Source organism: Magnetococcales bacterium (assembly GCA_015228935.1).
GTDB lineage: Bacteria > Pseudomonadota > Magnetococcia > Magnetococcales > DC0425bin3 > HA3dbin3.
In genome coordinates this window covers 1-11754 of the sequence record JADGCO010000115.1, presented here as the reverse complement: position 1 = coordinate 11754, position 11754 = coordinate 1, and the positions used below count along the sequence as shown (strand labels likewise).

Genomic DNA, 11754 nt, shown 5'->3' with positions numbered 1-11754 from the left:
CTGTGACTGCCTGGGTCTGCAACCGGGAGTGGTGCAGCAGGGGGGAGGTACCGTCTGCCCGCCAGATTTGCCGATACAGGGCTGCCGAGCGCGGGGGGCGGGTGCGCAGGATCACCCCATGCAAAAGCGGCAACCAGAACCAGCGTGGTGCATCGACAACGTTTGGATCGGACAGGAATTCGCGCAGATAGTGCCGCACGGCAGGGACCGTGGGGGCATCCGGGGTTCCCATCTGGGTGAGCAGAACGGCGGTCATGTTCAAACTGTTGTAACCTCTCCCATATTCTCACGCGCCCACTGGACGGCCTCGTCGATCAGGCCGACCAACTCCGTTTCGCTCATGTTGGTAGCGGCGATTTTGGCCTGTTCGACGGAGCGTTCCAGGAGGCAGGTACGCACGGCTTCCTCGATGAATCGCGACAGATCGCCCTTGCGACCACCGCCTTGTGCCGCAATGAACATGCGCACGGATTTGTCTGTATCTGGTGAAACGTCAATATTCCAACGAATTGAGGTCATGCTGATCTCCGGTACCTGAGTGTATGGTTGTTTATACACTTGTGCGCGGATATTGTCAATGATTTGCAAAACTTTGGCCTCTGCTGCATGATTTGGCAACCACCAGAGCAGGATTGAAGGAGGCATGCCATGACAACGCATGATGACATGGTCGCAGAATGGATGGCTGATCCGGAGTTCAAGGCAGCCTACGATGCACTGGACGATAAATTCCGGTTGTTCGATGCGCGGCTTGTGACACGCGGGGACGCTGGGCTGACGCAGGCCGAAGTTTCAGGAGAAACGATAACCGTTGGCGCAACGAAAGGGTGATTGCTCTTTGGGATGATTTCGTGCACTGTGGTGGCCAGGGTTGTATTCAATCTTGGTGAGGGTCGAAAACATGCCACCAGAAAAATCACGGGTCATCATAAGTTACAGTCATGCCGATGCCGGGCTGTTGGTGCATTTTCTTCCGTTTTTGAAAACACTGGAAGATGATGGACTGGTCACTGTCTGGAGTGACAAAGATATCAGACCCGGAGAAAATTGGCAGAATAAAATTACCCAAAAACTGAGTGAAGCCCATGTTGCTGTTCTGTTGATTTCGCAAACTTTCCTTGCCTCGGACTTTATCCGCAAGGTCGAGCTGCCTTTGTTGTTGAGCGCCTTTGAACAGGGAAAGTTGACGATCCTGCCGGTTTTTTTAAGTCCCTTGGATGCCAGCGCAACCGCCATTCCCTTTACCGATTCCCAGGGCTATATCAGTACGATCACTCTGGCCGACATTCAGGGTTACGGTACCCCGGAGAAAACGCTGGAACACCATCCGCCTGTTGAGCAAAAAGAGATTTTCAAGGCATTGAATGGACGTATTCGCGAACTGGTCAGACAACTCCCTCCAGATCCCAATCCGCAACCCTCTCCAGATCCCTATTCGGACTGGGCGATGGCCAAATTTGGCCGTTTATCGCTGGTCGGGGTGGAGGGAGGCGATATTTCCCTGGATCTGGAGAAGGTGTTTGTGCCACTCGGCATTTCCCAGCGGCAATTCGGGGCTGATTTGGATCTCGAACGCCGGAAGGGTCTTGCCCAGGAGGCCAGGGATCTGAGTGCCGGCGATATCAAACTGGAACATATTTTTTGCCGGAAAGATCAAACAGGCACCACTCCGGAAAGCTTGCGCCAGTGCGTGGTGCTGTTTGGCGAGCCAGGCGCGGGCAAGACCACCTCCCTGAAAAAATTATTGCACCTTTGCCTCAAACAGGGGTCAACCGTGCTGGGGCTTCCCCAGGGAGTGCTGCCGGTATTTTTGCGGCTGCGTCATTTTTCCGCAGAGTTTTTGCATCAACCCCTCAAGGCTTTTCTGGACAAGGAACTGTCGGATCTCTCTGCCGGGCGTTTTCCGGGCGAATTGCCCAAGGATTATTGGGCACGTGGCAGGCTGTTGTTGCTTTTCGACGGCCTGGATGAGATTGCCGACAATGAGTTGCGGGCGAAGGTTGCCAAACGCATCAATGACCAATTGGTGGGGTTGCAGAGTCAGCATATTTATGCGGCGGTCTCTTGCCGTTATGCCGGTTATGGGAATGGAGTACGGCTGGAAAATTTTTATCCCCTGGATGTCCGGCCCCTGAACAAGGAGCAGGTGGAGCATTTTGTCACGGTCTGGGTTGATGAAGCCTGTATAAATCTCGGTCCAGAGAAAACATCCGAAGTCAAGGCCCATTCCAAACGTTTGCTTCAATCCCTGGACGAGGAGAATTATGCCGATCAGCGCATCCAGGTGTTGATGGGCAATCCCTTGTTGCTGACCCTGCTGTGTGTGGTGATACTCAGGGTGGGGGAGATTCCCCGGCGACGGGCAGATTTTTACCAAAAATGTCTGGGAATCCTGCTGGGCAAATGGCATCAATTCAGAAGTGGTGATGAGCCATCCCAGCAAGGAGGGAAACCCCTGCTCGACCTGGAAGAAGCCATGGACATTCTGCGGCCCCTGGCATGGAAGCTCCACACCGAACAGCGACGTGATAATGTCAAGCGACTGGAATTTGCCAATTTTGCCGAGGCACGCCTGACCGGAAAAAAGGGTGCCCCTTCCGGTCTGAAAATTTTGGAGTGGCTCAACCGGGATACGGGAGTTTTTATTGAATACGCCCCCGAGCGTTATGGTTTCATGCATTTGGGCTTGCAGGAATATTTGGCGGCACGACATGTGGTCAGGGAGTCGGATGACGACACATTATTGGAATTGTTGATCGGGCAGGCGGATGCAGAGTGGTGGCGCGAGGTGTTGCTGCTCCTGGTGGGCATTCCGGACCACAAGCTGTTTTCCCCCCTCATGGCCGGGTTGCTGCCGGGTATTTTGCAGGAGTATCGGAAAGACCTGTTGCGCGACATGCTGACCGAGGCCGTGCAGAAAGATTTTTCCCCCTTTGTCAAACTTTTGCAGGACAAAAAAACTCCGGTTGGGCAGTTGACCGCCATTTTACGCCTGCTCAAAGGGGTGACGGATCCAGCAGTACTGACCGCATCGGAAGGACTCAAAGACCATAAAAACCCCAGCATTGCGGGGCTGGCTCTTGGACTATTGGGTCATGAAGATACGGCAACGGACAAGACATATGACCTGCTCGTGATCCACCAACCCGGAGATGACAAGGTTGCCAGCGAACTGATACGCATGGTGAAAGAGATGGGGTTGCATCCCTGGCCAAGCCAGGCACACAACTGGCCCGTTGATACATGGCTCTCGCACCTGGATACCATCCGCGACCAGGCTGGCGCTGTTCTCGTTTTGGTGGATAGAGAGGGTCAACTGTTCAACCATGACGAAGTTGCAGAGGGGTTGGCTTATCTGGGCAGCAAGTGCCGGTTGATCGTATTTTTGCCGCCGGGAAGTTCGTCGCCACTGCAATTACCCAAAGTCCTGGATGAACAGAGGGCCATCGTCCTGGATGTCCGTTCCAACCTGGATGCAGGTGCCAGGGCTACGGTCAACGCTGTACAGGGTGATGGCAGGCCGGGAAGAGCGATCATCGGTGCCAAAACCGACAAAGTGCCTGTCACCAATGTCCGTAGCGTTTTGTCCATTGCCCAGGACATCCCGAAACCCCTGCCAGTTGCCAAGAGCCGCAACGTCTCGCCCGCAACCCAGCACATTCTGGAACCCCTGCCGGGATTGCGATTTCTGCCAGTGCCGGGGGGAACCTTTACCATGGGGGATGATCATGGAAAATACGCTGATGAAAAACCGGCACATCCAGTGGAACTCTCCCCCTTTTGGCTGGCGGAAACACCCGTGACCAACCGGCACTATGCCCTGTTTCTCAAGGCGACCAAAAAACACAAAGAACCTGCCTATTGGCGGGATCAAAAATTTTCGGATCCAGATCAACCCGTGGTGGGGGTGGACTGGTCAGATGCAGAGGCCTTTTGCACGTGGCTTACGCAAGAGTCCGGCAAGAAAATAGTGCTGCCCAGCGAGGCACAATGGGAATATGCCGCCCGGGGTACTGATGGCCGGCGTTATCCCTGGGACAATGCAGAAGAGCCAACGAAGGAGTTGGCCTGTTATGACTTGGATTCCTCAATGGGAAAACCCGCTCTCGTAGGACAATACCCTGCGGGAAAAGGACCTTTCGGTCATCTCGATCTGGCCGGCAATGTCTGGGAATGGTGCCGGGATGTTTGGGATAACGAGGCATACAAAAAACGCGCTGGGAGAAGCGCGGCGATCAAGGATCCTGTGGTCAGCACTGGAGATCGGGATCGACGCTCTGTCAGGGGCGGGTCCTGGCGCAACCCGGCTGGGCGCCTCCGGGCCGCCTTCCGCTACGTCAACCACGCCGGTATCCGCAACGACATTCTGGGCTTTCGTCTCGCCGCCCCCGCCAGCACGCTTGGTCCTTGAGCGGTTGGTTGTTGATCCTTGCTGGGGGTCCAGGGGGCTTGCCCCCTGGTCGCTTAAAATGGTTAAAAAGGGCCATTTTTGTCATTTTGGTTGACAAATTTGTCGTTTTCCTTGAAAATTTGTCGAAAATGTGTCGTTTTGGCTGACAAATTGTCACTTTAAGAGTGACAATCTGACAAGACATCTGACAAATTGTCACTTTAAGAGTGACAACATGACAAAACAAACCGGAGTTTGTCACTTTGGACATTTCTCTTTCCGAAGCGGCCATCATCCTGGGCAAAACGCCCCGGCAGGTACGCTACCTTATCAAGACCGGTGTCCTGGCAGCCCACAAGGAAAACGGCTGTTGGGTCATCGCCAACGTCGATTTGCCCCTCACCGATGCCCAACGTCAGGCCATGGCCCGCCGCGCCGAGACTGCTCAGCATGCCATGGCCGAGGCCACTGCGCCCCTGCTCAAGGTGGCATCCCCGGAATCTGAGGCCACGGAAAAGGTAAAAGCGGCATCCCCGGAACCGGAAACCACGGAAAAGGCACCCACCGAGGGCGATAAAGGCAAAAAAAACTACTCCGTTACCGATCTCAGGGCTTTTACCCTGGGGGCGGAAATCTATCGGGCGATGGAAAACCATCTGGGCCGGGAAAATCCAGCCCGGGAATGCCTTTTCACCGCCTTGAAAATGCTCTGCCGGGGCTGTCACGCCTTTCAGCCGGCGCAAAAGGAGACCCGTTTCACCGAAGCACGAGAATCGGCGGCGGATGCAGTGGCCTTTTTGTTTCTGGAGGGAGATGCCCACGATGCGCAACGCACAGCTCTGGCCAAACGTATTGAGACGGAACTGATCCCCAAGCTGGCTGCCCTCGCCGCCAGCCAGGAAAAACGCAACAGATTGAAACGCCGGGAAGGCCTTGGCAGTTTTTTCCCGGGTCCCCCCGGTGAATGATGCGTCCCGCTCCCCTTCACGGTGAAACCATGCGTCTGGCTGCCATGATTCTCCGGCTTACCGAGGATCCGGTCATCAGCCGCTCCCCTTTGAGTCGGCGGTTACAGGAGGGGGCGTTGCGACTATTGGATCATGTGGTGCTGGCTCTGGCCGGTATTGACCGACAAAGGCGTCTTGCTGCCGCCGATGCCGAACTGCAAACCCTGCGGGCACATCTGCTGTTGGCACTGGAAATGCGGATGCTGGAGGAGGATCGTTTTATGACCGTCGCTGAATCAGTCCACCATGTGGGACGACAGTTGGGCGGTTGGATCAAAAAAATCAAAGCCCAATCCGCCTGATTTTCCAGCGGGTGGCATTGTTCTCTGCACAAATATTTTGCTTTGCTCAGTTTCTCTGCACAATTTCTCTGCACAGATGAAAAAGCTGGGCTTGCCGTCACGAATGAGGATTGTTATGCTCCACTCTGGGTCGCTTCGGGAATTCCTGCTTCCGCTTTTGGTATTCTCATGAACCCCACAGGGGCGGGTCCTGGCACAACCCGGCTGAGAACCTCCGGGCCGCCATCCGCAACGACAACCACGCCGGTAACCGCAACGACAATCTGGGCTTTCGTCTCGCCGCCCCCGCCAACACGTCGGACACACCCGCCGTGCAGAAGCGCCCCCGGCGCAAGGCTTCGCGCCAAAACATGTTCGTGCCTGCCCGTTCTCGTAGGCGGTGACGCCGAGCGTCCGGGCAGGCTCCTTCCCACACACGGTCATGCGCCGCTTTGGTAATCTTTTCGATGAAATCGCCTCCCCGAACAATCTGTGGCGGGCGTGGCGGGAGTTTTGCCGGGGGAAACGCCACCGTACCTCAGTGATGGCATTCGCTTGGCGTGCCGACCAGGAAGTCTTCTCCCTAAACTGGCAACTGATGGCAGGCACCTATCGACCGGCTGGCTATCGCGTCAAAATGATCCATGAACCCAAACGCCGCCTGGTAGCCGCCGCCCCGGTCCGGGACCGAATCGTCCACCATGCCATCTACCGGGTTCTTTCACCACTTCTCGATCCGGGATTGATCCGCGAAACCTGGGCCTGTCTGCCGGGTCGGGGAAGCCATCGGGCACAGATTGCCTGCATGGGGGCCATGGGTATTTTTCCCTGGCGGATGGCCCTGGACATTCGTCACTACTTTCCCAGTATCAACCACACCATTCTGCTGGAAGATGTCATGGCACGACGCATCAAGGATCGACGACTGCTGGAACTGCTCGGATGGATCTGCCAAAGCGGCAATGGTCTCTACCGGCAACCGGGAATGGCAACGTTTCTGGGATTTCCAGACAATTTTCCGCCAGACGGGTGTGGTCTGCCCATCGGTAATCTGACCAGCCAGTGGCAGGCCAATCATTATCTGTCCGGCATGGATCACCACGTCAAACGGGTACTCGACATTCCCGCCTATCATCGTTACATGGACGACATGATCTTTTTTGCCCATTCCAAAAGCCAATTGGAAGAGACCCGTACCGCAGTGGCAGAGTGGTTGTGGCAACATCGCCGTCTGAAGCTGAAACATCCCCATGCCGCCGTCCGCTCCACCAAACGACCCATGACCTGGTTGGGCAAACGGATTTCCGCCACCGGCATCCACCCCAGTCGGCGGCAACTTCGCCGGATGCAGTGCCGCATGGCAGCACTGGTCCGGCACGGCAGCAATAAAACCATCCGCCATGCTGTTGCTTCCTATCGGGGGGTACTGTTGTAGGGATGGGTATAAAGTGTCACTTTGAGAGTGACACTTTGTTAGTTTGTCAGTCTCAAAGTGACACTCTGTCAGTTTGTCACTTTGAAAGTGTCACTTTGTCAATGTAAAGTGACAAAATTCAGGGCAAAACGCCATTTTTGTCAGTCAAAATGACAAAAAACGGCCCTTTTTGACCATTTTGAGCGACCAGGGGGCAAGCCCCCTGGACCCCCGGCAAGGATCAACAACCAACCGCTCAAGGACCAAGCGTGCTGGCGGGGGCGGCGAGACGAAAGCCCAGATTGTCGCCGCGGCCACCGGCGAGGTAGTCGTTGCGGATGGCGGCCCGGAGGAACTCAGCCGGGTTGAGCCAGGACCCGCCCCTGACCACCTTCGGTGGTCCACGCTTTTCAATATCCTCTTTGCTCCACCCGCTGCTCTCCTCCCTGGGACTGGCGCTCCACTCCCAAACATTGCCCGCCAGATCACAGTGACCATGAGGACCATTGCCGGCGGGATAGAGTCCTACCGGGGTGGGAGATCCTATTTTGCTTGCGTCATAATTGGCCAGATCCGGCGTAGGCTCCGCAGGACCCCAGGGATAGTCACCTTGAGAGGGTGTGGCCGCCTTTTCCGAATCCCGCTCTTCGGGCAGAAAAAAACGGCTCCCCTTTTGCTGGCTCATCCATAGACAATAGGCCCACGCTTCATACCAGGAGACCCCCACCACGGGTCGGTTGGGGTGGCCCAATTGCTTGGCCCAATCTTCCGGTTCCTGCCACCCCTCGGCCTGGCGAAAGGTCCAGGCACGTTCCTCCTGCCAATAGGCGGGATCGTTATAACCACCATTATCGATAAAGCTCTGGTACTCCTGCACCGTCACCAAATATTTTCCCAGAACAATGTCGGTGCCGAGCACGGCCAGGAGATTTTTTTGCCATTTTTCCTCAGCCAGGCGTGGATCACCCCCCTGGCCCAGAGCCTCCGCCGCCTGCAATCGCTCGGCGATGGGTACAAGGACCGCCCCCTCCGACTCGAATATTTCCAGGGCCTGATCCAGCACCCGCCGATATTGGGCCTGGATCTCCGGTTTGGGCTGATACTCATACACCCGCATCGGCTCCAGAATGCGCCCCATGAGACCAGCCTGGCGGGCAGCATCGACCAGGTCTTGACCGGCATACTTTTCCAGCACCCGGGCCAGCAGTTCATCCACCCGGCGTCCGCCACCCTCATCGAACAGCGTCCCCGGAAAAAGATCCACCGTCTCCCGCCAGGCAACGTTTTCCAATCTGCCCGCCACAACCTGCCACCAGCCGTTGGCCGGGTCATCGCTCATCCAGGCCAGATTTTGCCCCGCCAGATACTCCTGAAAGGTCAAATGCCAAAAACGCAAGCGGTTTCTGCTGGTCTCTTCCAAAATACCGCTGAAGATGCACTCAAAATGAATCCACGCCCGCGCCTGGGACAACCTTTCTGCGGCGGCAGATTGTGGAAAATGGCGTTCGAGCAGCGGCACGGCGGCCTCGGCAGCCTCTTCCAGATCGAAAATGGTTTTTTTGTGCCCATCCTTGCCACCCATCATGGCCAAGGCAATGGCAGCAAAAGCCTCCAAGGCAAAGCGGTTGGTGTACGTCTCACCTGTTCGGATGGCATCCTTCTGTGTGCGGATAGACTCCTTGCTGCCCAGCAACCAGTGGATCACCGCCTTGTAGACCCGCGCCCGACCCTCAGGCAAAGACCCCTCGTTCCAATGCACCACACACAGGCAGGTCAACATGACGGGATTTTCCGCCAGCTTACGAATGGCGGGCTTGTCCAGAATGGCCTTCTTCAGGGTATCGGCATGCTGCCCCGCTTCACCGGCAGGCCTGTCACCTATGGCATGGCCATACAGGGCCGCCGACCAGCGGTCGATAAACTCCCGGGTCTCCTCCGCTCCAAAAGGCGCAATCATGGCCCGGTAAAAACCCCTCTCTTGCAGGATTTCCCCTCCATAAGGCCGACTGCTGACGATGATGGCACTTTGCGGCCAGTGGGTTGCCGCATTTTGGAATATTTCAAAGACCTGCGCCCGCACTCCCTCTTCCACCACCTCGTCCAGGCCATCCAGGAGCAACACAACCCGGCCTTCTTTCAGCAACCCTTCCCAATAATTCCGCCATGCCAAATCCGGCCTGGCATCCGCCGTGGTCTGGAGCAGATCCAACAATCGAAAACGGTCATCCGCTCTTTTGGGGGTGTTTTTATCCGCCAGCAGCGCGGCCAATTCGGAAATTTTCAACAAAAGTGGCAGGGGCGCAACTTGGCGGTCATCCATGCCCAGATAACGGGATCGCCAGCTACTCCCAACCGGGCAATCCTCCCGTAATAAATCCTTGGCCAGCATGGCCGCGACCAGGTGCAAAAAAGTCGTCTTGCCGGCCCCCGGTTGCCCCTCGATGTATAACCGCCGATGTATTGGCAACAACGTGGCAAGAGAGATCGGCTCGGCACGCAGGGCAACCCGCTCCAGCATTTCCTCGCCCGCACCTCTGCCCAGGGCTGCAAAAACACCCTGTTCATCCACGAAGTCCTGCAACTCCGCCGCATCGCCCCGCAATTTCGCCGCATGACCATGGCCCTGCAACTCTGCCGCATGGCCCTGGCCCCGCAACTCCGCCGCTTGGCTCTTCAAGGTGGTATAAAGTTCCTCGATGGGATACAGATTGGCACTCCGGCCCCGCCCGGCCCCGCTGCCGATCCCACTGATTTTTATATGTCGGACGCGATCCAAAAGCGATTGGAGCCAGGGAGTCAAATCCGGGGCAGAGGAAGCGGTTTTCCCCTGGGGCGGAAACCGCCTTTTGATGGTCGCCCATAATTCGGGAACAACCTGAACATGGGCCGCCACGGTTTTGTCATGCTTGACGGACAAATCCTCTTGGATCCAGGGTCTCTCGGTGGGATAACACAATGCCGCATCCAACCTGAACGCATGATTATACCAATCATCCCAGAAAAACGCCGAGGTTACCAAAACCAGGGGATTTTCCGGGCGTTCATCCAACACCTTTTTGATCCAGTCATGATCGATGAGACGGGCCGCCTCGGTCAGCACCTTGCCCAGAAGCTGATCCTCCACCATTCCCACCCGTCCCAAGGTCAACCCGACCCGCAACCGCAACGGATAGCGTGGATGTTGTTTGTTCTCTTCTCTCAGTTTTTCCTCCAGGTTTCGCGCAAAACGCATGGCCACCGGCGACGGGAGACTCTCCAGAAACAAATAATATCCATCCCCGGTGCCGTGGCGACGGATCAGTTTTTTCGGATCGGCAAACCCGATGAACGGCCGGATGCTCTCCATGAGTGCCTCCAGCAAACGCCGGGCAAGGACAGCCTGCTCCTCCTCCCTCTCCAGACGATCAAATCCGGCGGTATCCACCAGGACCACAGGGACAGAATCTTTTATTTCATCCATGACTTGTTGACCTTCCTCAGGAGATGAAAGCCGCAACGACCACCTGGCTGCACACGCCTCTGGTCCTTGAATGGTTGGTTGTCGATCGTCGATTTTTGTTTCCATGGTCAAGGAAATTTTGTATCCTTGCCAGTGAAAGGTGGGAGCGCGATGTCGGCTGGGTCTGGACCCGATAGCTGACGGGAGACGCCGGGACGGTATCCAGATGCCGTTGTCTGGCCAACCTCCCGCCTTTTATTTTGCGTAAATTGGTTCCCCTGCACGCGCTCTGTTCAGAGTCCCCACTCTTGCCCGAAGCAAATTCCATATCAGGCTCCCATCCCGGTAACATCCTCAGGCAAGGTTTCTTCACGCACCATCCCCCAAACAATCCGGCAACCCACCCATCACATCCCAACGTACTCAGGCCTCGCCAGCATTGCAAATAGGAAGTTCCGGTAAAATATACCGGCAATAATTGCCCCCTGTTGTCGGATGGTGGCAGGCCCGCCTTGGGCGAATATTGCAACGAATTGAAAAAAAAGAATTTTATTTTATTCCTTACTGGCATGGTTATTCCATATACCCCTTCGAAACCGGTCTGGGCAGGCTGTTTTTTTATTCCTGACCGGCATGGGTGCAGCCCTGATCAGCACAAAAAAAAGGGGAACGGAATGAAACTCTCCGATCTTTCCATGATTGCCACCAGTCTTGTCGTCTCCAGCATGGTGGCCATGCCCTCCAAATCCAATGTGGACGGTTGGAATAACAACGCCGAAACAACAGCATCAATAACCAATGGCACGCCCATCAGCCTGCCGTCCAGGCGGATCCTGCTGGAAGCAAACCAGACCCATGAACAGGATTTTCTGGGCCAGACTGCCTTGATCCAGGCTGCCGAGTCTGGACGAAGTGATCTCGTGGAAGAGTTGATCCAGCGGGGTGCGGAGGTCAATGTCCGGGATCAATGGGGACGTACTGCCCTGGCCGCCGCTCTCCACAATGATCACCGGGAAATTGTGACCATGTTACTCAAGCATGGGGCCGACATCACACTGTAATCCCCGCCGATGACGGCAGGGCCACTTTCAACTTTTGCCTTCCTGAGCAGCGAGTTCGTAACCATTCAAAACCCCTTCAAAAAAAGGATTTGACATGAAGGACTTTGTTGGGGCTCCGCCCCAAACCCCGCCAGGAGGAAGGGCACAGCCCTTCCTCCTGGA

Annotated in this window: 9 protein-coding genes; 6 read left to right on the top strand and 3 right to left on the bottom strand. The window is 56.0% G+C overall.

What is annotated here, in order from left to right; all coding sequences use genetic code 11:
• Together HQL65_18225 and HQL65_18220 are read right to left on the bottom strand one after the other, a co-directional pair.
• Positions 1-256: ferrochelatase (locus HQL65_18225; GenBank protein ID MBF0138174.1), on the bottom strand; the 256-nt coding region annotated here is incomplete at its 3' end.
• A gap of 2 nt (positions 257-258) precedes the next feature.
• Positions 259-519, bottom strand: coding sequence for a ribbon-helix-helix domain-containing protein (locus HQL65_18220; GenBank protein ID MBF0138173.1), 261 nt, complete (start codon positions 517-519; stop codon positions 259-261).
• 129 nt (positions 520-648) lie between these two features.
• On the opposite strand from HQL65_18220, the gene HQL65_18215 reads away from it, so the two are divergent.
• The 5 genes from HQL65_18215 (at position 649) to HQL65_18195 (ending at position 7113) form a co-directional block, all read left to right on the top strand.
• Complete coding sequence (locus HQL65_18215; protein ID MBF0138172.1) at positions 649-831, top strand: hypothetical protein; 183 nt, start codon at positions 649-651, stop codon at positions 829-831.
• Between the two features lie 70 nt (positions 832-901).
• Complete coding sequence (locus HQL65_18210; GenBank protein MBF0138171.1) at positions 902-4411, top strand: SUMF1/EgtB/PvdO family nonheme iron enzyme; 3510 nt, start codon at positions 902-904, stop codon at positions 4409-4411.
• A gap of 242 nt (positions 4412-4653) precedes the next feature.
• Positions 4654-5358, top strand: coding sequence for a hypothetical protein (locus HQL65_18205; GenBank protein ID MBF0138170.1), 705 nt, complete (start codon positions 4654-4656; stop codon positions 5356-5358).
• On the top strand, positions 5355-5699 hold the full coding sequence (locus tag HQL65_18200) for a four helix bundle protein (GenBank protein ID MBF0138169.1): 345 nt from the start codon (positions 5355-5357) through the stop codon (positions 5697-5699). The genes HQL65_18205 and HQL65_18200 overlap by 4 nt, the downstream gene beginning before the upstream one ends.
• A 421-nt stretch (positions 5700-6120) precedes the next feature.
• On the top strand, positions 6121-7113 hold the full coding sequence (locus HQL65_18195) for an RNA-directed DNA polymerase (protein MBF0138168.1): 993 nt from the start codon (positions 6121-6123) through the stop codon (positions 7111-7113).
• A 235-nt stretch (positions 7114-7348) separates the two neighbouring features.
• Here the strand turns inward: HQL65_18195 and HQL65_18190 are convergent, their stop codons facing one another.
• Complete coding sequence (locus HQL65_18190) at positions 7349-10552, bottom strand: SUMF1/EgtB/PvdO family nonheme iron enzyme (GenBank protein ID MBF0138167.1); 3204 nt, start codon at positions 10550-10552, stop codon at positions 7349-7351.
• Positions 10553-11205: 653 nt separating this feature from the next.
• Here HQL65_18190 and HQL65_18185 point away from each other — a divergent pair.
• Positions 11206-11592, top strand: coding sequence for an ankyrin repeat domain-containing protein (locus HQL65_18185; GenBank protein MBF0138166.1), 387 nt, complete (start codon positions 11206-11208; stop codon positions 11590-11592).
• Positions 11593-11754: the final 162 nt, after the last annotated feature.